The sequence below is a fragment of the Microbacterium sp. P5_E9 genome (genome assembly GCF_054049175.1).
The window spans coordinates 444259-466957 of the sequence record NZ_JBFUMV010000001.1; the positions used below are offsets into that span (position 1 = coordinate 444259).

Below are 22699 nucleotides of genomic sequence, written 5' to 3' on the forward strand. Positions count from 1 at the left end.
CAGGTGTGCGAGACTGGCCCGGATGTCCCTCAGCCTACCCGCGGAGCCGTCCAGGGCCCGGAGCCTCACCCGTGTCGTCCCCGAGCTGATCGCGGCGCTCAACGGGCGTTCGGAGTGGTTCGCGCCGGCCACCAGCGCCGTGCTGTTCGTGGTCGACGGACTCGGCGCCCGCAACCTCGCCGCCCGCGCCGGACACGGCCGCTTCCTCGCCGCAGCGGGATCGAAGAAGGACACCGTACGCACGGTCTTCCCGTCCACGACGGCCGCCGCGCTGACGTCGCTGCTCACCGGGACCGACCCAGGCGTGCATGGCATCGTCGGCTATCGGGTGCGCATTCCCGGCACCGACTCCGCGCCGAACCAGCTGAAGGGCTGGGAGACCGACGGGCTCGACCCGCACGCATGGCAGCGCGCCCAGCCGCTCCTGGAGCGTGAGTCGCTCACCGGTCGGCCGTGCTTCGTCGTGTCCCGACGGGAGTATGTCGGCTCCGGGTTCACCGAGGCGACCCTCCGCGGGGCCACCCTCGTGTCCGCCGACACCATCGCCGAGCGTGCTGAGCTCGCCGCCGACATCGCGGCGCGGCATCCGGGCGCTCTCGTGTATCTGTACGCGCCTGAGCTGGACACGGCGGCGCATCGATACGGCTGGGAGTCCGATGAGTGGGCCTCAGCGCTGGAGACGGTGGATGCCGCGGCCCGCTCGCTCTCTCAGGCTCTCGGAGCGCGCATCGGGGCGGTCGTCACGGCCGACCACGGCATGGTCGACGTGCCACGCGTGAAGCACCTCCTGCTGAGCGACGGGGATGGGCTCACCGACGACGTGCGCATCTTCGGCGGGGAGCCGCGGATGCTGCACATCTACGCCGAGCCCGGCCGCGAGGGCGAGGTGCTCGAGGCGTGGCGCGCATCCGAATCCCATCGCTCCTGGGTGGTCTCACGCGACGAGGCGATCGCGGCGAATCTCTTCGGTGCGGTGGATGCCGGGATTCGCGAGCGCATCGGCGATGTCATCGTGGCTGCTCGGGCCGGCGTCGCCTACTACGACGATCGGCTCGCCGACAAGGCCGCGCAGCGGATGATCGGCCAGCACGGTTCGCTCACGGACGAGGAACGAACGGTGCCGCTCCTCCGCCTGGGCGCGTTCGCCTAATCGTCGCCGCGGGCTCCGAAGACGATCTCATCCCACGAGGGCATCGACGTGCGCCCCTTGCGACGACCGGCGACCTCTGCGACAGCAGGCTGCTCCATGCCGTAGTCGGCCTCGACCTCGAGTTCCCTGGACTGCTCGTCGTAGCCCGGTTCGAGGGCATCGAAAAGCGCCACTGGGGTCTGCCCGCGCGGCTGCGTCAGCTCTTCGACGCCGGGGAGCGGTTCACGCTGCCCGCGGCGGCGGCGCAGGGCCTCGAGGAGGTCTGCGGTCTCCGGGGAGGTGAAGTTCGGCTCGTCCGCGCGCTTGATCGCCGCCTGCTGCACAGCCTGGGTCGTCGGAGCGGGCATGTCGGGACGCTCGAGATCCGCTTCGGGGTCGGGCAGCCGGCGTGGGCCGAACGCGCCGCTGTCGAAGCGGGACTCGTCCTTCTGGGCCGTGGCGTCGAGAGCTCGAAGACGAGGGATGAGCCCGTCCGGGAGGGAACCCTGCCGGGAGAGCTGAATCGCGTCGGCGTTGAGCGGCGAGAGCGTCGACCGCCGAGGCTCGAATCCCCAGCGCGCATCGTGATCGATCTCGTTGGCGGTGAACTCGAGTTTGACGATCCAGCCGGTGGACTCTTTCCAGCTCGTCCAGCGCTCTCCGGAGGAGCCCGCCTCGGCGAGCTTCGACCGCACCGCGGTGCCGAAAGTCGGGTGGCTGTCGCCATCGAGGTCGACGCCGAGCAGCACAGGCACCGCAAGCGCCTGGCCGACGATGTGCTCGCGTTCGGCGAGCACCGGTCCTTCGAATCGCACGATGTCCTCGACGCGCGCACCGAGGAGGCTTGCGACCTCTTCGGCGGACAGGCCCGCACGGATGTGCGCCTGGATCTCGCGCGGACTCGGTCGTTCCGTGGCGCGATCGACGCCGTCGCGTTCTCGACGCACCTTGCGCAGCTCGGCGCGCAGCACGTCGTCGATGGGGAGCGAGAAGCGCTCGCCCGCCTCGGTCGCGAGTACGATCGCTTCGTCCTCGGTTCCGATCACTTTGAGCTGTTCCATGCGAACCGCCCTTCCCGATCCAGCCGTGTGGCCCCATGCTTACACAGCACGTCCGCGCCGACCGGGAATAACCCGGGCGCGCCGCGAGTTTCACGGGTCGCACGGTCAACATCGGACGAGAGCGCATTTGCCAAATGCGCCGAGGTCGTGCAAACTATCGCCCGCCCGCAAGGGCAGGTGACACCAGGATCTCCCGGAAGTAGAGACTTTTACGCAATGGCTACCGATTACGACGCCCCCCGCAAGACCGAAGACGACAGCGAGTCGATCGAGGCTCTCAAGGAGCGTGTTCCCGACAAGCTGTCGGGTGCGGTGGATGTCGAGGACGCCGACAACCCCTCGGGGTTCGAGCTTCCCGGCGCGGACCTCTCCGACCTCGAGCTCGACGTCGTCGTCCTCCCGCCGCAGGAAGACGAGTTCACCTGTGTGAACTGCTTCCTCGTGAAGCACCGCTCGCAGCTCGATCACGAGCGCAAGGACGGACCTATCTGCGCGGAGTGCGCGGCGTAGCAACGGACTGGGCCCGCCGCACCGCCGCCGCAAGGCGGTCGGGCGTGCGGGTCGACAGCGTCCACGCGGGCGTCGGATCGTCGGGATCGGTCACGGGAATCGTGACGAGACCGTCGATCCCGCCGCGGATCACGTGCCACGACCTCGGATCGAGGCCGACCCCGCGCCCTTGGCGCGCGTCGTCTCCGTCGAACGCCGTCGGCTCGCCCAGCAGCTCCACGGGGATGCGGGCTCGGCCGGCGCGAAGCGTGCCGTCCGCCACCGCGATGACGGGGGAGAGGCCGACCAGGAGTGCCACGGTGAGCACGCCGACCGTGATCCCGATGGCCAGCGAGAGCGTGTGATCGATGGGCACGAACACGAGTCCGGCCATGGGGGCGACGACCGCTGCACTGGCGAGAACCCAGAGCGACGGACTCAGTCGCTCGCGGTACCCGGTGCCGGCGATCGTGCCGTCGTTGCGCGCTGTCTTCTGCATTACCCTCGTTGAGTGACTGAAACCGTGGATGTCCTCATTATCGCGCCCGAGGCTCCCGTCTACGCCCACCCCGGCGACGCCGGCGCTGATCTCACCGCGGCCGAGGCGCTGCGTCTCGAGCCGGGCCAGCGTGCCCTCGTCGGCACGGGCGTGCGGATCGCGCTGCCCGATGGCCACGTCGCCTTCGTCGTACCGCGCAGCGGTCTGGCGACCAAGCACGGCATCACGATCGTGAACGCGCCTGGGACGGTCGACGCGGGCTACCGCGGCGAGATCAAGGTCACACTCTTGAACACGGATGCCGAGCACGCGTACGACATCGCCGTCGGCGATCGCATCGCACAGCTGATCGTCATGCCGGTGCCGAGGGCCCGCTTCATCCCGGTGGAGGAGCTGCCCGACAGCTCGCGGGGCGAAGGCGGATTCGGCTCGACCGGCTACCAGAAGGACGGAGCACAGTCATGACCGACGCCACTTCAGGGGGAGTGCCGGATCCGGACGAGAGCCCCGTCGCCCTCGACCGGGAGCAGGCCGGACCTTTCGACGAGTCGGAAGCGAATCCCGTCCGCCCCTACATCGACCTCGGCGGCATCAAGATCCTTCCCCGTGAGGGGCTCAACCTCCGCCTCGAGGTGGAGGAGCAGACCAAGCGCATCGTCGCGGTCGGCCTGGACTACGCCGGTTCGACCCTGCAGGTGCAGCCCTTCGCGGCACCCCGCACGACCGGTCTGTGGGACGAGACCCGAGATCAGATCCGCCAGCAGATCCGCCAGCAGGGCGGCCGCGTCGAGGAGCGGGAGGGCCCCCTGGGCGCCGAACTGCTCGCCGAGGTTCCGGTCGCCGGCGCGGACGGTTCCAGCGGCAAGCGGCTCGCCCGCTTCATCGGCGTCGACGGCCCGCGGTGGTTCCTGCGCGGAGTGATCGGCGGCGCCGCGACGGCGGACGTGGATGCCGCGGCTCAGGTCGAAGACCTGTTCCGGTCGATCGTGGTCGTGCGCGGCGGCTCGCCGATGCCGCCACGGGACCTCATCCCGCTGAAGATGCCGGCCACTCCGGGGACGGCGTGACCGACGACCCGAGCCGCGACGCCGGTTCGGACGCGGAAGCCACCCCGGCAGCCTCGGAGCTGATCGGCGCCGCGCTCGGCGGGGCGGCGCGGCGGGCCGGCCTGGATCCGGCATCCGAAGCGAGCACCGGCCACGTCGTATGGCGGTCGATGGGCGGTTGGCGCGGGGTGCTGGAGTCGGTGCTGCCGACCCTCGTCTTCGTCGTCACCTACACCGTCACGATCGACCCGGAGACCCACCAGGGCGACCTGTGGCTCGCCCTCATCCTCTCGGTCGGCCTCGCGGTGGTCTTCACCGCCATCCGTCTCATCATGCGCTCGCCCGCGAGCGCCGCCATCGGCGGGCTGATCGCAACGGGAGCGGCGGCCGGACTGGCACTGTGGACCGGTCGCGCGGCCGACAACTTCCTCTTCGGGCTCGTCACCAATGCGGTGTACGGCACGGCCTTCCTGGTCTCGGCGATCATCGGCTGGCCGCTCATCGGCCTCATCGGCGGATGGCTCATGGGCGAGGCGACCGCGTGGCGCGAAGACCGCCGCAAGCGCCGGGTCTACTTCTGGCTCACGATCGCCTGGGCGGGCCTGTTCTTCCTGCGCCTCGCCGTCGAGCTGCCGCTCTACCTCGCGAACGACGTCACGACGCTCGGAACCATGAAACTTATCCTGGGGCTGCCCCTCTTCGCGCCGCTCGTCGCGGTGACCTGGCTCGCGGTGCGGGCGCTCTATCCCCGCGCCAAGGACTGATACATTTATCTTGACATCAAGATAAATTCTCCCGTCGCGGATAAGGCCAGCCTCACTAGCCGAGGGTGCACCAGCGGGGGAAGATGGGGAAGGTCGGATCCGGAATCCGACCACTCCGCCGCCGACGAAGGAGACACGCGTGTCCACGGTTGACAGCTTCGGTGCCAAGAGCACCCTGACGGTCGGCAGCACCGACTACGAGATCTTCCGCATCGACAAGGTCGCGGGCTACGAGAAGCTGCCCTTCAGCCTCAAGGTCCTGCTCGAGAACCTGCTGCGCACCGAAGATGGCGCGAACGTCACGAAGGAGCAGATCGAGGCGCTCGGATCGTGGGATGCCGCGGCCGAGCCGAACACCGAGATCCAGTTCACGCCCGCCCGGGTCGTGATGCAGGACTTCACCGGCGTTCCCTGCATCGTCGACCTCGCCACCATGCGTGAAGCCGTCGCCGCACTGGGTGGCGACGCCACCAAGATCAACCCGCTCTCGCCGGCCGAGATGGTCATCGACCACTCCGTCATCGCCGACCTGTTCGGCACCGAGAACGCCCTCGAGCGCAACGTCGAGATCGAGTACGAGCGCAACGGCGAGCGCTACCAGTTCCTGCGCTGGGGCCAGACCGCGTTCAACGACTTCAAGGTCGTCCCCCCTGGAACGGGCATCGTCCACCAGGTCAACATCGAGCACCTCGCGAAGGTCATCTACGACCGGACCGTCGGCGGCGCGCTCCGCGCCTACCCCGACACCTGCGTCGGCACCGACTCGCACACCACGATGGTCAACGGACTCGGCGTGCTGGGCTGGGGCGTCGGCGGCATCGAGGCCGAGGCCGCCATGCTCGGCCAGCCCGTCTCGATGCTCATCCCGAAGGTCGTCGGCTTCAAGCTCTCCGGTGCGATCCCGACCGGCGTCACCGCGACCGATGTCGTGCTGACGATCACGGACATGTTGCGCAAGCACGGTGTGGTCGGCAAGTTCGTCGAGTTCTACGGCGAGGGCGTGGCATCCGTCCCGCTCGCCAACCGCGCCACCATCGGCAACATGAGCCCGGAGTTCGGCTCCACGGCGGCGATGTTCCCGATCGACAGCGTGACCGTCGACTACCTCCGCCTGACCGGCCGTGACGAGCAGCAGCTCGCGCTCGTCGAGGCGTACGCCAAGGAGCAGACGCTCTGGCACGACGCGTCGCGGGAGCCCGTGTTCAGCGAGTACATGGAGCTCGACCTCTCGACGGTCGTCCCGTCGATCGCCGGTCCGAAGCGCCCGCAGGACCGCATCGTGCTCTCGAACGCCAAGCAGCAGTTCGAGAGCGATCTCCTGAACTATGCGGAGGTCGACCACGACCTGGTCGATCTCGAAGGCTCCGAATCGTTCCCGGCATCCGACCCCCCGGGCAACTCGCCCGAGGAGGAGTACAGCCAGCACCAGCATCACCACCACAGCCATGCGCCGGCCACGGCGTCGAAGCCGACGCCGGTGACGCTGGCGGACGGCGAGAAGTTCGTGCTCGACCACGGCGCGGTCACGATCGCGGCGATCACCTCGTGCACCAACACGTCGAACCCCTCCGTCATGCTCGCCGCGGGCCTCCTCGCCCGCAACGCGGTGAAGAAGGGCCTGAAGGCCAAGCCGTGGGTCAAGACCACCCTCGCGCCGGGCTCCAAGGTCGTCACCGACTACTACGAGAAGGCCGGCCTCACCCAGGACCTCGAGGACCTCGGGTTCTACACGGTGGGCTACGGCTGCACCACGTGCATCGGCAACTCGGGACCCCTCATCGAGGAGGTCTCGGCGGCGATCAACGAGAACGACCTCGCCGTGACCGCCGTGCTCTCGGGCAACCGCAACTTCGAGGGCCGGATCAACCCGGACGTGAAGATGAACTACCTCGCCAGCCCGCCGCTCGTGATCGCGTACTCGCTCGCGGGCTCGATGAACTTCGACTTCGAGGTCGACGCGCTGGGCACCGACCAGGACGGCAACGACGTGTTCCTGCGGGACATCTGGCCCGACTCGGCCGAGGTGCAGGCGACGATCGACTCGTCGATCAACAAGGAGATGTTCACGCACCAGTACGCGAGCGTGTTCGAGGGCGACGAGCGGTGGCGCACGCTGCCGACGCCGACCGGCGACGTGTTCGAGTGGGACGACGCGTCCACCTATGTGCGCAAGCCCCCGTACTTCGACGGCATGACGATGGAGCTGACCCCGGTCGCCGATATCGCCGGTGCCCGCGTCATGGCCACGTTGCTGGACTCGGTCACCACCGACCACATCAGTCCGGCCGGCAACATCAAGGCAGACAGCCCCGCCGGTCAGTATCTGGCCGAGCACGGCGTCGACCGCAAGGACTTCAACTCGTACGGCTCGCGCCGTGGCAACCACGAGGTGATGATCCGCGGCACGTTCGCGAACATCCGCCTAAAGAACCAGCTGGTGCGCGCGGTCAACGACGGCGCCGAGGTCGAGGGTGGACTCACCCGCGACTTCACCCAGGCGGGCGGTCCGCAGTCGTTCATCTACGACGCGAGCCAGAACTACCAGGCTGCCGGCGTCCCGCTCGTGATCTTCGGCGGCAAGGAGTACGGCTCCGGCTCGTCGCGTGACTGGGCGGCGAAGGGAACGAGCCTGCTCGGCGTCAAGGCCGTCATCACCGAGAGCTTCGAGCGCATCCACCGCTCGAACCTCATCGGCATGGGCGTGGTGCCCTTGCAGTTCCCTGCGGGGGAGAGCTGGGCTTCGCTCGGCCTCGACGGCACCGAGATCGTCTCGATCGCCGGCCTCGAGGAGCTCAATGAGGGCGTCACGCCGAAGACCGTCACGGTCACGGCCGCCCCCAGCGAGTTCTCGGCGCCCGGCAAGGAGACTGTCGAGTTCGAGGCTGTCGTGCGAATCGACACGCCCGGCGAAGCGGACTACTACCGCAACGGGGGCATCCTCCAGTACGTCCTGCGCAGCCTGGTCTGAGCACACCAGCGAAGGGGCCGGGGGCATCCCCGGCCCCTTCACCATGCAACCGCCCAGGTAGACTGGGACGTGAATCGTCGGCGGGGAAGGGAGCAGGGATGTCGCTTCTCTCGTCGATCTCCGGCCCGCGCGACCTCGACGCGCTGTCGATCGAGCAGCTGACCCAGCTCTCCGGCGAGGTGCGCGAGTTCCTGATCGAGAACGTCGCGCGCACCGGTGGCCATCTCGGCCCCAACCTGGGCGTGGTCGAGCTGACGATCGCCCTGCACCGAGTGTTCGACTCGCCGAACGATCCCATCATCTTCGACACCGGGCACCAGTCGTACGTCCACAAGCTGCTCACGGGCCGCCAGGACTTCTCGCAGCTCCGTGCCCGCGGTGGCCTCGCCGGGTACCCGCAGCGCTCCGAGAGCCCGCACGACGTGGTCGAGTCATCGCACGCGTCGAGCTCACTGAGCTGGGCGGACGGAGTCTCGCGCGCGCTGATCCGCACGGGCCGGCGCGACCGCCACGTCGTCGCGGTGGTCGGCGACGGCGCCCTCACGGGCGGCATGACGTGGGAGGCGCTCAACAACATCTCCGATGACAACGATCGCAACCTCGTGATCGTCGTCAATGACAACGGCCGCTCGTACGCTCCGACGATCGGCGGCATGGCGCGGTATCTCAATCGGGTCCGCACCGCAGGCGGCTACGAGCTGCTGCGCCGAAACTCCGACACGCTGTTCGGCAAGTTCGGCCCTGCGGGACGCGCGATGTACCGCGGCGTCCGGGGTGGAACGCACGGCTTCCTCAGCCGCTTCACGAACAACGAAGCCCTCTACTCCAACCTCGACATCAAGTACCTCGGTCCGGTCGACGGCCACGACCTGCGCATGCTCATCGAGACGCTCGAGCTCGCCAAGGAGTATGGCGCTCCCGTCATCGTCCACGCCATCACCGAGAAGGGGAGGGGCTACGAGCCCGCTCTGCTCGATGAGGCCGACCAGTTCCACGCCGTCGGGCGCATCGACCCGGTGACCGGCGGCGCGCTCGGCGCCGCTGCCGGCACCTCCTGGACCGACGTCTTCGCCGAGGAGCTTCCGCTGATCGCGGAAGATCGCGACGACATCATCGCGATGACCGCGGCGATGCTCCGCCCGACCGGGCTGCTGCCCTTCTCCCAGCGCTTCCCCGACCGCGTCTACGACGTCGGCATCGCCGAACAGCACGCCGTCGCTTCGGCCGCCGGCCTGGCCTATGGCGGCCTGCATCCCGTCCTGGCGATTTATGCGACGTTCATGAACCGTGCCTTCGATCAGGTGCTGATGGATGTCGCGCTCCACCGTGCCGGCGTGACGTTCGTGCTCGATCGGGCCGGTGTGACCGGCCCGGATGGCCCGAGTCACCACGGCATCTGGGATCTGGCGATGCTGCAGCTCGTCCCGCACATCCGCATCGCCGTGCCCCGCGACGCGGAGCGGCTTCGCGAGGAGCTGCGCGAGGCCGTCGCGGTCGGCGACGCCCCCACGGTGATCCGCTTCCCCAAGGGCAGCGTCAGCCCCGACCTGCCCGCTGTGGAGCGCCTCGCAGACGGTGTGGACGTGCTCGTTCGTTCCGATGCGCAGGACGTCCTGATCGTGGGCATCGGCCCGATGGCGCACCTCGCCGTCGACGTCGCCGAGCGGCTGCGTGCGCAGGGCATCGGCGCGACCGTCGTCGACCCGCGCTGGGCCATTCCGGTGCAGCCGTCCATCGTGCAGCTCGCGGCATCCCATCGCCTCGTCATCACGATCGAGGACGGCATCCGAGTCGGCGGCATCGGCACACGCGTGCGTCAGGTGCTGCGCGAAGCCGGCGTCGACACCGCGGTGGACGAGCTCGGCGTGCCCGACGAGTTCATCGCCCACGCATCCCGGGAGCAGATCCTCGCGGATGCCGGACTGACGGCGGCGAAGATCGCCCAGGACGTCGTGGCTCAGGTACTCGGCACCCGCATCCCGGTGGCGCGGCCGACCACCAGCGAGCTGTCGACGCTGTCCGAATGGGCCGCGCGCCGCGACGGCTGACGCTGCCGGCGTCCCTGAGTGTCCCGGGCAGTCCGTGAGTGTCCCCGGCGGTCCCTGAGTCTCCCAGGCGGTCCCTGAATGTCCCAGGCGGTCCCTGAGCTTGTCGAAGGGCCGCCGGACGCTTCGACAAGCTCAGCGACCGGCGGCCCTTCGGGGGGACTCAGCGCGCGATGCCGCGGATCGGGGGATGGTGGAAGGTGTCGCCGGTCGCGCGCTCGGAGGCGCCCTCACGGTCGAGGTAGGGCGATGCCCCGCCGTCGATGAACGGCCACCCGGCACCGAGGATCAGGCAGAGGTCGATGTCCTCGACGGCGGGCACGACGCCCTCCTCGAGCATGATCGAGATCTCCTTCGCGAGACCGTCCTGCACGCGGTGCAGGATCTCCGTCTCCGACGCCGGCGATGAGCCGACGGCGCCCTTGAGCACCTTCTCAGCGGCCTTCGACCAGCCGGTGACGCGGCCGCTCTTGTCCTTCTCCACGACCTCGGTCAGCTCGGCGAGCTGGTGGAAGTTCTCCGATGCGAAGAACCGCTCGGGGAACGCGTGCGCCATCGTGTCCTGCACGTGGGCGGCGACCTTCCAGCCGACCAGATCGATGAGCTGGAACGGCGTCATCGGCAGCCCGATCGGCGCGAACGCCTTCTCGACGGTCAGCAGGGGAGTGCCTTCGTAGACCGCCCGCGCCGCTTCGCCCATGACCTTGGCGAGCAGCCGGTTCACGACGAAGCCCGGCGCGTCGGCCGTGAGCACGGCGTTCTTGCCGAGACCCCTCGCGACGACGAAGGCGGTCGAGAGCGCGGCATCCGTCGTCTGCGGCGTCTTGACGATCTCGATGAGCGGCATGACGGCGACCGGGTTGAAGAAGTGGAAGCCGACGAGACGCTCGGGGTGAGCGAGCTTCGCGCCGATCTCCTCGACCGACAGCGACGAGGTGTTGGTCGCGAGGATCGCGTCCTCGCGGATGATCCCCTCGATCTCGCCGAACACCTGCTGCTTGACGCCGACCTCTTCGAAGACGGCTTCGATGACGAAGTCGCAGTCCGCGTATTCGCTCTTGTCGGTCGTGCCGCGCACGAGGGCGCGGAGCCGGTTGGCCGCGTCAGCGTCCAGGCGCCCCTTGGCCTCGAGCGACCCGATCTCGTCGTGGATGTAGGCGAGGCCCTTGTCGACGCGGGCCTGGTCGAGGTCGGTGATCAGCACCGGCACCTGCAGCTTGCGGACGAACAGCAGCGCGAACTGGCTCGCCATCAGACCGGCGCCGATGATCCCGACCTTCGTGACCTTCGTCGCCAACGCCTTGTCGGGGGCGCCGACGGGCCGCTTCGCGCGCTTCTGCACGAGATCGAAGGCGTACATGGATGCCGCGAACTGATCGCCGGTCACGAGTGCGGCGAGGGCTTCGTCTTCACGCGCGAACCCTTCGGCCTTCGTGCCGCTCTTGGCCTTGTCGAGCAGCTCGAGCGCGGCGTACGGGGACTTGGGCATCGTGCCGATGCGGCTCTCGAGCATCGAACGGGCCATCTTGATCGCGATGGGCCACTTCGTGAGGCGCTCGATCTTGCCTGGTTCATTCCTGCGAACAACCCTCACGGAGCCGCTCAGCACCCCGTCGGCCCACTTCAGGGAGTCCTCGAGGTAGTTAGCCGCAGGGAAGATCGCGTCGAAGATGCCGAAGTCGAACGCCTGCTGCGGCTTGAGCATCCGGTTCTGCTTGAGCGGGTTCGAGATGACGACCTCGAGCGCATTCTCGATGCCGATGAGGTTCGGCAGCAGGTACGCGCCGCCCCAGCCCGGGATGATGCCGAGGAACACCTCGGGAAGCGCCACCGCCGCGGCCGAGGCATCCACCGTCCGATAGCTCGAGTTCAGGGCGATCTCGAGCCCGCCACCCAGTGCGAGTCCGTTCACGAAGGCGAACGACGGTACGCCGAGGCCCTCCAGCTTGCCGAACACGTGGTGGCCCAGCTGGGCGATCAGTCGGGCGTTGTCGGCCGAACCGAGGCGCGAGATGTCGCTGAGGTCGGCGCCGGCGGCCAGGATGTACTGCTTCCCGGTGATGCCGACGGCCTGGATCTCGCCAGCGGCCGCGCGCGCCTTGAGGATGTCCAGCGCCGCGCCGAGCTCTTTCAGGGTGGTCGGGCCCAGCGTGTTCGGCCTGGTGTGGTCGCGGCCGTTGTCGAGGGTGAGCAGCGCCAGGACCTTGCCGGAGGCGAGGCGGATGTCGCGCACGCGCGAGTGGGTGATGACCTCTCCCTCGGCGAGGGCGGCGAGGGGCGAGAAGTCGATGTCGGAGTACTGGTCCGCAGGGGTGTTGGTCATTGCGGGCGCGCTCACTTCTTCTTCTTGCCGTTGTAGTGGGGCTTCTTGCCGTTGTAGTGGGGGTTCTCCCAGATGACCGAGCCGCCCTGGCCGAGTCCGACGCACATCGCGGTGAGGCCGTAGCGGACGTCTGGGCGCTCGGCGAACTGCGCGGCGAGCTGGATCATGAGCCGCACGCCGGAGGCTGCGAGCGGGTGTCCGAGGGCGATGGCCCCACCCCACTGGTTGACGCGCGGATCGTCGTCGGCGATGCCGAAGTGGTCGAGCAGCGAGATGACCTGGATCGCGAAGGCCTCGTTGAGCTCGAACAGGCCGATGTCGTTGATCGTGAGGCCGGCCTTGGCCAGCGCCTTCTCGGTCGAGGGGATCGGTCCGATGCCCATGATCTCGGGCTGCACACCGGCGAAGGCGAACGACACAAGCCGCATCTTGGGCTTCAGCCCGAGCTCCTTGACGGCGCTGCTGCCGGCGAGGAGCGACATCGTCGCGCCGTCGGTGAGCGGGGACGACGTGCCCGCCGTCACCCGACCGTGCGGCCGGAATGGCGTCTTCAGAGCGGCGAGGTCGTCCATGGTGGTCTGCGGTCGGCGGCCCTCGTCCGCGGTCGCGAGACCCCACGCGCCCTCGGCATCTTTGATCGCGACGGGGACCAGGTCGGGCTGGAACTTGCCGTTGTCGTACGCCGCCTGCGCCTTGTGCTGGCTGAGCATGCCGAAGCGGTCGGAGCGCTCCTTGGTGAGGTGCGGGAAGCGGTCGAAGATGCGCTCGGCGGTCACGCCCATGTTGAGCGCCCCCGGGTCGACCATGCGCTCCGCGACGAAGCGGGGGTTGGGGTCGGCGTTGGTGCCGATCGGGTGATGCCCCATGTGCTCCACACCGCCGGCCAGGGCGATGTCGTACATGCCGACGCCGATGGATGCGGCCATCGTGGTGACGCTCGTCATCGCACCCGCGCACATGCGGTCGATCGCGAACCCGGGCACGGTCTGGGGGAGACCCGCGAGAATCGCCACGCTGCGGCCGAGGGTGAGTCCCTGATCGCCGGTCTGCGACGTCGCCGCGATGGCGACATCGTCGATGCGCTCCTTCGGCACGCCGGAATTGCGCTCCATGAGTCCGATGGTGGCCTTGACGGCCAGGTCATCCGATCGCGTGTTCCAATACATGCCCTTTTCGCCGGCGCGCCCGAACGGTGTGCGCGCGCCATCGACGAAGAAGACGTCCGAGATCTCGGCCACTCTGCCTCCAGAAGTTGTTGTGTCGAAAGCCTAGGAGGGCGGTGACAGGCCCCGGAATCGGGTGGCGGAAACCTACGACGGCGGTTCGAGCGCCTCCGGAACGGCTTGCACGGATTCGACAAACGCATCGGCGATCATCTGTGCAGTTTCCGCAATCTGCCAAGGGCGGGCGCCGAGGTCGGCGAGTGCCTGTCCGACCCCTTCCGCGGTCACGGGCTCAGGCGGACTCCACGCCACACGGCGCAGCAGCTCCGGCGTGAGCAGATTCTCGGTCGGCATCGCAAGCTGCTCCGCGTGCGCCTCGACGACGGGCCTCGCGGCCTTCAGCCGCTTGTCGGCGGCCGGGTTGCGGTCGGCCCACGCCCTCGGCGGCGGGAGGGAGTCGCCCCCGGTGCCGCGCTCCGGGGGAAGATCGGTCGCGGCGCGACCCTCCTCGAAGGCGGCCCACCAGCGATCCAGCTGGCTGCGGCTCGCGCGGCCGTTGAACTCCTTGACGCGGGCGAGATCCTGTTTGGTCGCGGGGTCGGCGAGCACCGCGGCCACGAGTGCACGGTCGGGCACCAGACGACCCGGTGCCACGTCCTCGGCGCGGGCGAAATCCTCCCGGGAGATCCACAGGGCACGCGCCACGGCCAGGGCTCGACGACCGCGCACCGTGTGCAGGCCGCTGAGCCGACGCCACGGGTCGGCGGGAACGGGTTTGGGGAGGCGGGTGCGGACCGCCTCGAACTCCTCGGCGGCGAAAGCCACCTTGCCCTGCTCGACCAGGTCGGCCGCCAGCACGTCACGGACGTCGATGAGGTGTTCGACATCGAGCGCGGCGTATTCGAGCCAGGCCTGCGGCAGGGGACGCGTCGACCAGTCGGATGCCGAGTGCGCTTTGGCGAGCGTGATGCCGAGAGTCTCCTCGACGACGGCCCCGAGGCCGACCCGCTCGCGTCCCAAGAGGCGCGACGCCAGCTCGGTGTCGAAGATCGACGGCGGCAGCAAACCGATCTCACGCAACGACGGGAGGTCCTGGCTCGCGGCGTGCAGCACCCACTCCACGTCGCCGATCGCGGCCTGAAGCGCGGTGAAATCGCCGATCGCCGGCGGGTCGAACAGGAAGCCGCCTGCCCCGCGCCGGAAGACCTGCACGAGGTACGCACGCTGGGAGTACCTGAAGCCCGAGGCGCGTTCGACATCCACCGCGACCGGACCGGAGCCGGCAGCCAGCAGCTCCGCGGCCGCGCGCAGCCCCTCGACGTCGTCGATGACCAGATATTCAGCCACGTGCGACCCTGCGTGAACCCAACACGGTGATCCCCTCCGACCCCGGCGGGAGACCCGCCAGCATGCAGACCAGTTCTGCCCAGGCCTGCACATGGGCGACGACGTCGCCCGATGGCGACCACGATGCCCGCAATTCGATCTGCGCGCCATCCCCTTCGGATGCCAGCGAGCCGAACCCCTTGGAAAGGGTCTTGGTCGCTGTTCCCGATGCAGCATCGTAGCCCGCGCCGCGGGAGGCGAGCGCGTCGACGAGCCACGACCACGCCACATCCGCCAGCAGCGGGTCCACCCCGATGTCGGGTTCTAGGGGCGCCTGGGCGAAGCAGACGATGCGCCACGGACCTCCCCACTGCGGTGGTTCGGCGGGGTCGTTGAGGAGGATGAACCGGCCGGTGCCGTATTCCGAATCGGCGCCCGAGGCGTCCGGACGAACGTCGGCGGCGAGGGCGAGGGCGAACGGCGCGAGGCCGGTCGGCGCGGGGATCTCACGCACCACGAGATCGTCGCGGAACTGCGTCTCCTTCACCAGCGCAGCGGCACGCTCGAAGGCGGCGGGTGCCGCCGGAGGAGGATGCTCAGCCACGCGGACAGACTAGAGTGAGGGCTCGATGGTCAATCCCAGGCGCGCCGAGGCCCGCGGCGCATCCGCCTCTCTCGAGGCGGGAATCCGGGCCGCGCTCGTCACGATCGGTTTCGGTCTGACCGGCGTGCTCGCCGTCTTGAGCGTCCTGTCGGTGCGGATCGCACGGAAGGTCGTGACGCCCGGCGGTCGCGTCTCCGACACGAAGATCGTGTCGCTCGACACCGCTGCTCAGACGATCACGCTGTCCCGTACACCCGACACCGCGCTGCCCGGGCGATACGGCCTCTTCACCGATGGCACCGCCTCGTATGTGAAGCTCGGCTCGGTGCTCGCTCAGGACGGCGACACGGTCAAGCGGAAGCTGCTCACGCACATCGGGGTCGACGCGAGCATCTCGTCGGAAGCCGCCTTCAGCGGCTGGTACTACGCCGATCCAGAGGAGCTGCAGCTTCCGTTCACCCCCGAGCTGATCGGCTCCGCCGTGGGTCCGTGCCCGGCCTGGCTCTTCCCGGCGGGAGACTCCAGTGACCTCTGGGTGATCCAGGTGCACGGCCGCGGTACGACCCGCAGCGAATGTCTCCGCGCCGTCCCGGTGTTCCACGCCCTCGGGATCACGACCCTGGTCGCGTCCTACCGCAACGACGGCGACGCCCCGCGCAGCCGAACGGGGACCTACGCACTCGGCGCGACGGAGTGGCGCGACATCGATGCCGCCGTGGGGTTCGCCCGGCGGCGGGGGGCGCGGCGGGTGATCCTCATGGGCTGGTCCATGGGCGGTGCCATCGTGCTGCAGGTCGCACTGAACTCGGCTCATCGCGACATCCTGGTCGGGCTGATCCTCGAGTCGCCCGTCATCGATTGGCGCGTGGTGCTCGACCATCAAGCGCGCCTGCTGAGGCTTCCCCACCTGGTCGCCGGCATGGCCATCGGCGCATTGCGGTCGGAGTGGGCAACCCCGGTGGTCCGCACCGGCGCGGCCATCCCTTTCGACCGGCTCGACGTGGTCGCGCGCGCCGCCGAGCTGCAGCATCCGATCCTCATCCTGCACAGCGACGACGACGGATTCGTGCCGTCGGATGCCTCGCACGACCTGGTCGTCGCGCGGCCGGACCTCGTCGAGATGCAGGTCTTCGACGTCGCCCGGCACACGAAGCTGTGGAACTACGACCAGGCGCGCTGGTCGACGAGCATCGGCTCCTGGCTGGAACGCCAGGGGATCACCGCCGTGCCCGCAGACGCAGATAGCTGAACCCGGCCTCGTCGACCAGCACGCCAGTCGGCTCGGTGTCCGGCCGCGCGTCCAGTCGCAGGAACGGCTGTGCGACCGGCTCGATCGACGGAGCGACAGTGATGCAGTATTCGTCGATCACGCCGGCTGCCGCGAACTGGGACGCCAGAGAAGGGCCGCCCTCGCACACGACCCGCCGAAGGCCGCGCTCGGCCAGTGCGGCGAGGATCGCCGAGGGCGACATCCGCTCGTCTCCCGGTACCGCCACGATCTGCACGCCATGCGACACCGCGTCGGCGCGGAGCGCGTCGGCTCGGGACGCCGGGCAGACGATCAGCACCCGATCGGGCGAGGCGCCCTCAGCCAGCGTGAGCCGGTGACCCTCGAGGTCTCCCGACGCGGTGACGATCGCGAGCCGGGTGCTGCGCGGGACGATGTAGCCCTCCGCGCGCACACTCTGCGCGCCCACCACGACGACATCGGCGGCCGCGCGGATCACGCCGAGGATGGTCCGGTCGGTGCGGCTGGTCAGTGTGTCGCTCGTACCGTCCGACCCGGACGCCGCCCCGGTCAGGCTCGTGATCATATTGAGCCGCACGTATGCCTCGTCGGCGCGCGCGTACCGATCGGCGAGCCACGCGCGGCCCGCCTCGGTCGCGACATCCTGGCGATCGAGTGTCGCCGGACGCACCTCGGTGACGATCATCGCGTCGGGGGAGTGGGCTGCTTGGCCCGAACCTGCCGCTTGGCCCTCAGCAGCATGCCGGTCATCCCCGAGATGCGCAGGGGGCTGACGGCACGGGTGAGGCCGATGCTCTGCGGGAAGTCGTCGGGGATGCCGAGCACCTCCGAGACGGTGAGGCCCGAGATGCCCTGGACGAGGATGCTCGCGAAGCCCCGGGTCGTCGGCGCCTCCCGAGGCGCCGTGGCGTGCATGGCGACCCGCCCGTCCGCGTCGACATCGATCACGATGTAGACGGGAGACTGGCACTCCACGACGCGTTCACACAGTTCCGGGTGGCCGTCGTACTCCGCCGGGATGGCCGGGAGCTCCTCGGAGAATTCCAGCAGGAGCTGCAGCCGGTCGGGCTCATCGAGCTCGAGGAAGTCGTCGCGGATGCCGGCGAGGGAGTCGGGAAGGTGTGATTCGGACATCACCTTCAGTTTCCCATGACCAGGAACCCGCCGGACGATGTCAGCGCTGAGCGGGAACCTCGCCGGGTGCGTCGCCGGTGACGATCGGCACCCGGACGGCGCTGCCCCACTCGGTCCACGATCCGTCGTAGTTGCGCACGTTCTCGAAGCCCAGCAGGTGCTGGAGGACGAACCAGGTGTGGCTGGAGCGCTCGCCGATCCGGCAGTACGCGACGATGCGGTCGCCGTCCTTCAGTCCGGCACCGTCACGGTAGACGGCGTCCAATTCCGCACGCGTCTTGAAGCCGCCGTCGTCTCCCACGGCCTTCGCCCAGGGCACGCTCTGCGCCGACGGGATGTGCCCGGCGCGCAAGGCGCCCTCTTCGGGGTAGGCGGGCGCCGAGGTGCGGGTGCCGTTGTACTCCTCGGGCGAGCGCACGTCGATGAGCGGATCGCCGAAGTGGGCGAGGACGTCATCCTTGTAGGCCCGCAGCCGCGAGTCATCGCGCTCCACCACCGGGTAGTCGGTGGTCGGGCGGACGGTGGGTTCCCTGGTGATGGGCCGGCCATCGGCGATCCACCGGTCGCGACCGCCGTCGAGCAGGCGCACGTCCTCGTGCCCGAAGAGCGAGAACACCCACAGTGCGTAGGCCGCCCACCAGTTGCTCTTGTCGCCGTAGATCACGACGGTGTCGTCCCGCGAGATGCCCTTCGCGCTGAGCAGCGCCGCGAAGCCTGCGCCGTCCACGTAGTCGCGCACGACGGGGTCGTTCAGCTCGGTGTGCCAATCGACCTTGACGGACCCCGGGATGTGGCCGGTCTCGTACAGCAGCACGTCTTCGTCTGACTCGACGACGACGAGGCCGGGTTCGCCCAGCCGGGCTTCGAGCCACTGCCCGGTGACGAGCCGTCCTGGATCGGCGTACTCGGCGAACTTGGCGGACGAGGTGTCGGTTTCGACAGGCATGAAGGCTCCTCGGGAAGGGCCGGCGGATGCGACGGCGTAGGGTTGAACCGGCCTCTTCGACCATAGATTCCCGGGCAGAGCGACGCACCGCCCTGGTAAGACAGCGACACAGGATCACATGACCTCCACGGCAGCCGGAATCGTGCACCTCACCGAGCGGGCGCCGGTGGTGACGGGGCTCGAGATGGTCGCCTCCCTCGTGCCGCCGCCGCAGTTCGATGACGCGACCTTCGAGTCTTATCGGGCGGATGCCGCGTTCCCGTCCCAGCAGGAGGCCAAGGACCTGCTCCTCGCGTTCGCCGGCGCGGGTGGCGCGGCGCCGAAGGGCGGGCTGTTCCGCCGGGCGAAGAAGGAGCCCGAGCTCAAGCCCGGGGTCTACCTCGACGGCGGCTTCGGCGTCGGCAAGACCCACCTGCTCGCGGCGATCTACCACGCGATGCCCGTGCGCCGGAAGTACTTCGGCTCCTTCATCGAGTACACCGCGCTCGTCGGCGCGCTCGGCTTCCAGAACACCGTGGAGCTCTTCCGCGGCGCGGACCTGCTGTGCATCGACGAGTTCGAGCTGGACGATCCGGGTGACACGATGGTCATGACCCGCCTGCTCGGCGAACTCGCCGCCGGCGGCACGCGCATGGCCGCGACATCCAACACTCCGCCCAATGCGCTCGGCGAGGGCCGGTTCGCGGCCCAGGACTTCCTGCGCGAGATCCACGCGATGGCGGCGAACTTCCAGACGCTCCGCATCGACGGCACCGACTACCGCCACCGCACCGTCGACGGTCACGCCAAGGTGCTCACCGATGACGAATACGAGCGGGCGATCTCGGATGCCGCGACCCGCGGTGTCATCTCGGACGACGCCTTCCCGACTTTCATCGCGCACCTCGCCCAGGTGCATCCGAGCCGCTACCTGCGCCTGATCGACGGTCTCACGGAGATCGGACTCCGCGATGCGGTCGAACTCGACGATCAGTCTGCGGCGCTCCGCTTCGTCGCCTTCATCGACCGTGCCTATGACGCGCAGCTTCCGATCCGGGCCACCGGGGTGCCGCTCGACCTCGTGTTCGCACCCGAGATGCTCACTGGGGGATACCGCAAGAAGTACCTCCGCGCCATCTCACGGCTGCTGGCCCTCACGCACGACTGAAGCCCATCTGCGCGGATGACTCGCGGCAGCGCGAAACGTGATGTTTACCGGACGGGCCTTCGCGTAACCAATGCGAAACACCACTTCGAACCGACGGTAACGGTGGCGGGTGAGACTGGGCGCACCCGACGCTGATTCACCTGCGTCCCTGCAGAGAGGTTCTCCCCGAGATGGATCAAGGCAACACCGCATTCCTTCTCCTATGCGCAGCGCTGGTGCTGCTCATGACACCTGGACTCGCGTTCTTCTACGGCGGCCTCGTCAAGGCCAAGAGCGTCATCAGCATGATGATGCTGAGCTTCGGCGCGATGGGACTCATCGGAGTCCTCTGGGTGCTCTACGGCTACGCGATCGCGTTCCCCAGCACCGCTGAAGGAACCATCCAGTCCCCCTGGACCATCGACCTCGGCGAGGTTGGCCTCACCAGCCTGCTCGAGACACCGGATGGCGCGGCCTATCCGCCGCTCGCCTTCGTCGCGTTCCAGGCCACCTTCGCCATCATCACCGTCGCGCTCGTCTCGGGCGCGATCGCCGACCGCGCCAAGTTCGGCTCGTGGATGATCTTCGCCACGATCTGGGCGACGATCGTCTACTTCCCGGTCGCGAGCTGGGTGTTCAACTTCGGCCTCGCCGAGGATGGCAGCTTCGCTTACGGCGGCTGGATCACCTACGGCCTCCAGGAATGGCTCGGTGCCGGAGCGATCGACTTCGCCGGCGGCACCGCGGTGCACATCAACGCCGGTGCTGCGGCCCTGGCCCTTGCGCTCGTCCTCGGCAAGCGCGTCGGGTTCCAGAAGGGCATCGCCGTTCCGCACAACCCGCCCTTCGTCCTCCTCGGCGCCGGCCTCCTGTGGTTCGGCTGGTTCGGCTTCAACGCCGGTTCCGAGCTCGCCGCCGACGGCACGGCTGCTCTCGCGTTCGTCAACACGATCGCAGCTCCCGCAGCGGCGCTCCTCGCGTGGCTCGTCGTCGAGAAGTTCAAGGACGGCAAGCCCACCTCGGTCGGCGCGGCGTCCGGTGCCGTCGCGGGTCTCGTCGCGATCACTCCGGCTTGTGCGTCGCTGACGCCCGGCTGGGCGATCGTCCTCGGCCTCATCGCGGGTGCCGTCTGCGCACTGGCGATCGAGCTCAAGTTCAAGTGGGGCTTCGACGACTCGCTCGACGTCGTGGGCATCCACCTCGTCGGCGGTCTCATCGGAACCCTGTTCATCGGGTTCTTCGCGACCAACGTCGGCCTGTTCACGGGTGGTGACGGCACGCAGCTGCTCGTCCAGGCGATCGCGGCCTTCTCGGTCCTGGCCTACTCGTTCATCCTCGCCTACGCCATCGGCTGGATCATCCAGAAGACGATCGGCTTCCGCGTGAAGAACGAGGACGAGATCGCCGGCATCGACACGGTCGTGCACGGCGAAGAGGGTTACGTCCTGCTCGACGCAAAGGCCTAGTCAGGCTTCGCACAGCAGCGGAGGGGGGTCGCGCAAGCGGCCCCCCTTTCGCGTGCCAGCCGCACTGTGGCGGCTGCTCACGGCGCATGATCCACCGGCCGATATCGTGACCCTGTGACGAAACGCCAGGGCATCCTCGCCCGCATCGCGGACTTCTTCTCTCCTGCTCCCCAGACCGTGCCTCGATCCACCGTCGCCACTCCGGACACCGCCGGCCGGGTCGGGGACACCGCGACGATCGAGGTCGCCTCGCCTGGACCCGCTGGGCTGACGATCACCTACGCACCGAAGACCGACGCCGATCCCGATGCGGGCGAGATCGTCTGGACCTGGGTCCCGTATACGGAGAACGACGGACGCGGCAAAGACCGTCCGGTGCTGGTCATCGGGCGTCAGGACGCGCAGCGCGTCTATGCGGTGCGACTGACCAGCAAGCCGCACGACGGCGACCACGACTTCCTGGCCCTGGGAACAGGCGCCTGGGACTCGCGGGGGCGACCCTCATGGGTCGACATCGAGCAGCTCTACAGCGTGCACGCCGCAGGCATGCGTCGCGAGGCATCCGCTCTCGATCTGAAGCGATTCGTGAAGATCGCCGACGCGCTGCACCGACGTTATGGCTGGGCAGTCGGCAACTGACGTCAGATCGTCGGGGGGAGTGACGCGCATGCGTCGGGGTGGGCGATACCGGACTCGAACCGATGACCTCTTCCGTGTGAAGGAAGCGCGCTACCAACTGCGCCAATCGCCCATGACCCTGCGGGGCCGAGTCACGATCTTACCGGATGCCGCGACCTCCCACGAATCCGCAAATCCGAGACACGCGCGGGCTGCCTGAGTTTGGCGCTTGTCGATTCGTCGGCTAAAGTCGTTCAAGTGCCCGGAGCGATTCGGGTCACGCGGATGTAGCGCAGTTGGTAGCGCATCACCTTGCCAAGGTGAGGGTCGCGAGTTCGAGTCTCGTCATCCGCTCGAGTGCGAAGATCGCCACACGGAGAAATCCGAAAGTCGATCACGACGCGTGGGTCGAACCACACACGGTGGCGTGGCCGAGCGGCTAGGCACCGGCCTGCAAAGCCGTTTACACGGGTTCGAATCCCGTCGCCACCTCCACTCCTTCAACTGAAAAGCCCTCACGGGCGCGATTGGCGCAGCGGTAGCGCGCTTCCCTGACACGGAAGAGGTCACTGGTTCGATCCCAGTATCGCGCACAGGAAAACCCCCGGAAATCCGGGGGTTTTTTCGTTTCGCCAGGTATCTGTCGATGGACCGCGCTGCCCCAGATAGAACCGAGCGGCGTTCGGTTTGACTTGCGACCCCTGATAACGGATGCTGTGCTGGCCCCCCGCACCTTGTCACGA

20 protein-coding genes and 4 tRNA genes are annotated in these 22699 nt (G+C 68.6%); 14 read left to right on the forward strand and 10 right to left on the reverse strand.

What is annotated here, in order from left to right:
• The first annotated feature begins 22 nt into the window (after positions 1 to 22).
• Positions 23 to 1150 (forward strand): alkaline phosphatase family protein, encoded by a 1128-nt coding sequence (locus tag ACXJ3V_RS02230; RefSeq protein ID WP_457098619.1) that lies wholly within the window; start codon positions 23 to 25, stop codon positions 1148 to 1150.
• Here ACXJ3V_RS02230 and sepH read toward each other — a convergent pair.
• Positions 1147 to 2190 (reverse strand): septation protein SepH, encoded by a 1044-nt coding sequence (gene sepH, locus ACXJ3V_RS02235; RefSeq protein ID WP_457098620.1) that lies wholly within the window; start codon positions 2188 to 2190, stop codon positions 1147 to 1149. The two genes, ACXJ3V_RS02230 and sepH, sit on opposite strands and share 4 nt — an antisense overlap.
• A gap of 216 nt (positions 2191 to 2406) precedes the next feature.
• On the opposite strand from sepH, the gene ACXJ3V_RS02240 reads away from it, so the two are divergent.
• Positions 2407 to 2700: a DUF4193 domain-containing protein gene (locus ACXJ3V_RS02240; protein ID WP_457098621.1), complete on the forward strand. Its 294-nt coding sequence runs from the start codon at positions 2407 to 2409 to the stop codon at positions 2698 to 2700.
• Here ACXJ3V_RS02240 and ACXJ3V_RS02245 read toward each other — a convergent pair.
• A complete protein-coding gene (locus tag ACXJ3V_RS02245; RefSeq protein ID WP_457098622.1) occupies positions 2675 to 3178 on the reverse strand; it encodes a DUF3093 domain-containing protein in 504 nt (167 codons plus the stop codon). The two genes, ACXJ3V_RS02240 and ACXJ3V_RS02245, sit on opposite strands and share 26 nt — an antisense overlap.
• A 12-nt stretch (positions 3179 to 3190) precedes the next feature.
• Here ACXJ3V_RS02245 and dut point away from each other — a divergent pair, with 12 nt between their 5' ends.
• The 5 genes from dut (at position 3191) to dxs (ending at position 10004) form a co-directional block, all read left to right on the forward strand.
• Positions 3191 to 3643 carry a dUTP diphosphatase gene (dut, locus tag ACXJ3V_RS02250; RefSeq protein WP_457098623.1) on the forward strand — a complete coding sequence of 151 codons (453 nt, stop codon included), beginning with the start codon at positions 3191 to 3193 and terminating at the stop codon, positions 3641 to 3643.
• Positions 3640 to 4245, forward strand: a complete 606-nt coding sequence (locus ACXJ3V_RS02255; RefSeq protein ID WP_457098624.1) for a DUF3710 domain-containing protein — start codon at positions 3640 to 3642, stop codon at positions 4243 to 4245. Before dut ends, ACXJ3V_RS02255 begins: the two co-directional genes overlap by 4 nt.
• A complete protein-coding gene (locus ACXJ3V_RS02260; RefSeq protein WP_457098625.1) occupies positions 4242 to 4988 on the forward strand; it encodes a DUF3159 domain-containing protein in 747 nt (248 codons plus the stop codon). The genes ACXJ3V_RS02255 and ACXJ3V_RS02260 overlap by 4 nt, the downstream gene beginning before the upstream one ends.
• A 139-nt stretch (positions 4989 to 5127) precedes the next feature.
• Positions 5128 to 7956 carry an aconitate hydratase AcnA gene (gene acnA / locus ACXJ3V_RS02265; RefSeq protein WP_457098626.1) on the forward strand — a complete coding sequence of 943 codons (2829 nt, stop codon included), beginning with the start codon at positions 5128 to 5130 and terminating at the stop codon, positions 7954 to 7956.
• 98 nt (positions 7957 to 8054) lie between these two features.
• Positions 8055 to 10004 carry a 1-deoxy-D-xylulose-5-phosphate synthase gene (gene dxs / locus ACXJ3V_RS02270; RefSeq protein WP_457098627.1) on the forward strand — a complete coding sequence of 650 codons (1950 nt, stop codon included), beginning with the start codon at positions 8055 to 8057 and terminating at the stop codon, positions 10002 to 10004.
• Positions 10005 to 10164: 160 nt separating this feature from the next.
• Here dxs and ACXJ3V_RS02275 read toward each other — a convergent pair whose 3' ends face one another.
• The 4 genes from ACXJ3V_RS02275 to ACXJ3V_RS02290 form a co-directional block, all read right to left on the reverse strand.
• Entirely contained in the window at positions 10165 to 12324 is a 2160-nt protein-coding gene (locus ACXJ3V_RS02275) for a 3-hydroxyacyl-CoA dehydrogenase NAD-binding domain-containing protein (RefSeq protein WP_457098853.1), read from the reverse strand.
• Positions 12325 to 12335: 11 nt separating this feature from the next.
• Positions 12336 to 13562, reverse strand: a complete 1227-nt coding sequence (locus tag ACXJ3V_RS02280; RefSeq protein WP_457098628.1) for a thiolase family protein — start codon at positions 13560 to 13562, stop codon at positions 12336 to 12338.
• Positions 13563 to 13634: 72 nt separating this feature from the next.
• Complete coding sequence (locus tag ACXJ3V_RS02285; RefSeq protein ID WP_457098629.1) at positions 13635 to 14834, reverse strand: HRDC domain-containing protein; 1200 nt, start codon at positions 14832 to 14834, stop codon at positions 13635 to 13637.
• A complete protein-coding gene (locus ACXJ3V_RS02290) occupies positions 14827 to 15417 on the reverse strand; it encodes a DUF3000 family protein (RefSeq protein ID WP_457098630.1) in 591 nt (196 codons plus the stop codon). The genes ACXJ3V_RS02285 and ACXJ3V_RS02290 overlap by 8 nt, the downstream gene beginning before the upstream one ends.
• A gap of 25 nt (positions 15418 to 15442) precedes the next feature.
• Here ACXJ3V_RS02290 and ACXJ3V_RS02295 point away from each other — a divergent pair, with 25 nt between their 5' ends.
• The gene (locus tag ACXJ3V_RS02295) at positions 15443 to 16666 is read left to right on the forward strand and encodes an alpha/beta hydrolase family protein (protein WP_457098631.1); all 1224 of its coding nucleotides are present in this window, start codon (positions 15443 to 15445) and stop codon (positions 16664 to 16666) included.
• On the opposite strand, the gene ACXJ3V_RS02300 is transcribed toward ACXJ3V_RS02295, so the two are convergent.
• The 3 genes from ACXJ3V_RS02300 to ACXJ3V_RS02310 are packed head-to-tail and all read right to left on the reverse strand — an operon-like array spanning position 16635 to position 18746.
• The gene (locus ACXJ3V_RS02300) at positions 16635 to 17351 is read right to left on the reverse strand and encodes a dihydrofolate reductase family protein (RefSeq protein WP_457098632.1); all 717 of its coding nucleotides are present in this window, start codon (positions 17349 to 17351) and stop codon (positions 16635 to 16637) included. The genes ACXJ3V_RS02295 and ACXJ3V_RS02300 overlap by 32 nt on opposite strands.
• On the reverse strand, positions 17348 to 17800 hold the full coding sequence (locus ACXJ3V_RS02305) for a SufE family protein (protein WP_457098633.1): 453 nt from the start codon (positions 17798 to 17800) through the stop codon (positions 17348 to 17350). Before ACXJ3V_RS02305 ends, ACXJ3V_RS02300 begins: the two co-directional genes overlap by 4 nt.
• A 40-nt stretch (positions 17801 to 17840) precedes the next feature.
• Positions 17841 to 18746, reverse strand: coding sequence for a sulfurtransferase (locus ACXJ3V_RS02310; protein ID WP_457098634.1), 906 nt, complete (start codon positions 18744 to 18746; stop codon positions 17841 to 17843).
• Positions 18747 to 18864: 118 nt separating this feature from the next.
• Between ACXJ3V_RS02310 and zapE the strand changes: the two genes are divergently transcribed.
• From zapE to ACXJ3V_RS02325, 3 genes are all read left to right on the forward strand, one after another.
• Positions 18865 to 19893: a cell division protein ZapE gene (zapE, locus tag ACXJ3V_RS02315; RefSeq protein ID WP_457098635.1), complete on the forward strand. Its 1029-nt coding sequence runs from the start codon at positions 18865 to 18867 to the stop codon at positions 19891 to 19893.
• Between the two features lie 170 nt (positions 19894 to 20063).
• A complete protein-coding gene (locus ACXJ3V_RS02320; RefSeq protein ID WP_457098636.1) occupies positions 20064 to 21338 on the forward strand; it encodes an ammonium transporter in 1275 nt (424 codons plus the stop codon).
• A gap of 114 nt (positions 21339 to 21452) precedes the next feature.
• On the forward strand, positions 21453 to 21977 hold the full coding sequence (locus ACXJ3V_RS02325; RefSeq protein ID WP_457098637.1) for a type II toxin-antitoxin system PemK/MazF family toxin: 525 nt from the start codon (positions 21453 to 21455) through the stop codon (positions 21975 to 21977).
• 39 nt (positions 21978 to 22016) lie between these two features.
• Here the strand turns inward: ACXJ3V_RS02325 and ACXJ3V_RS02330 are convergent.
• Positions 22017 to 22089 (reverse strand) — tRNA-Val (locus ACXJ3V_RS02330).
• A 148-nt stretch (positions 22090 to 22237) separates the two neighbouring features.
• Here ACXJ3V_RS02330 and ACXJ3V_RS02335 point away from each other — a divergent pair.
• From ACXJ3V_RS02335 to ACXJ3V_RS02345, 3 genes are all read left to right on the forward strand, one after another.
• Positions 22238 to 22310, forward strand: a tRNA-Gly gene (locus tag ACXJ3V_RS02335).
• 67 nt (positions 22311 to 22377) lie between these two features.
• Positions 22378 to 22451: transfer RNA gene (locus ACXJ3V_RS02340), tRNA-Cys, on the forward strand.
• A gap of 26 nt (positions 22452 to 22477) precedes the next feature.
• Positions 22478 to 22549, forward strand: a tRNA-Val gene (locus ACXJ3V_RS02345).
• Positions 22550 to 22699: the final 150 nt, after the last annotated feature.

Bases quoted from the DNA above. Each gene is read 5' to 3' on its own strand.
- ACXJ3V_RS02255 (WP_457098624.1), top strand. From the start codon at position 3,640: ATGACCGACGCCACTTCAGGGGGAGTGCCGGATCCGGACGAGAGCCCC.
- ACXJ3V_RS02320 (WP_457098636.1), top strand. From the start codon at position 20,064: ATGGATCAAGGCAACACCGCATTCCTTCTCCTATGCGCAGCGCTGGTG.
- ACXJ3V_RS02240 (WP_457098621.1), top strand. From the start codon at position 2,407: ATGGCTACCGATTACGACGCCCCCCGCAAGACCGAAGACGACAGCGAG.
- ACXJ3V_RS02230 (WP_457098619.1), top strand. From the start codon at position 23: ATGTCCCTCAGCCTACCCGCGGAGCCGTCCAGGGCCCGGAGCCTCACC.
- ACXJ3V_RS02275 (WP_457098853.1), bottom strand. From the start codon at position 12,324: ATGACCAACACCCCTGCGGACCAGTACTCCGACATCGACTTCTCGCCC.
- ACXJ3V_RS02305 (WP_457098633.1), bottom strand. From the start codon at position 17,800: ATGTCCGAATCACACCTTCCCGACTCCCTCGCCGGCATCCGCGACGAC.
- ACXJ3V_RS02295 (WP_457098631.1), top strand. From the start codon at position 15,443: ATGGTCAATCCCAGGCGCGCCGAGGCCCGCGGCGCATCCGCCTCTCTC.
- sepH (WP_457098620.1), bottom strand. From the start codon at position 2,190: ATGGAACAGCTCAAAGTGATCGGAACCGAGGACGAAGCGATCGTACTC.
- dxs (WP_457098627.1), top strand. From the start codon at position 8,055: ATGTCGCTTCTCTCGTCGATCTCCGGCCCGCGCGACCTCGACGCGCTG.
- ACXJ3V_RS02245 (WP_457098622.1), bottom strand. From the start codon at position 3,178: ATGCAGAAGACAGCGCGCAACGACGGCACGATCGCCGGCACCGGGTAC.
- zapE (WP_457098635.1), top strand. From the start codon at position 18,865: ATGACCTCCACGGCAGCCGGAATCGTGCACCTCACCGAGCGGGCGCCG.
- ACXJ3V_RS02300 (WP_457098632.1), bottom strand. From the start codon at position 17,351: ATGATCGTCACCGAGGTGCGTCCGGCGACACTCGATCGCCAGGATGTC.
- ACXJ3V_RS02310 (WP_457098634.1), bottom strand. From the start codon at position 18,746: ATGCCTGTCGAAACCGACACCTCGTCCGCCAAGTTCGCCGAGTACGCC.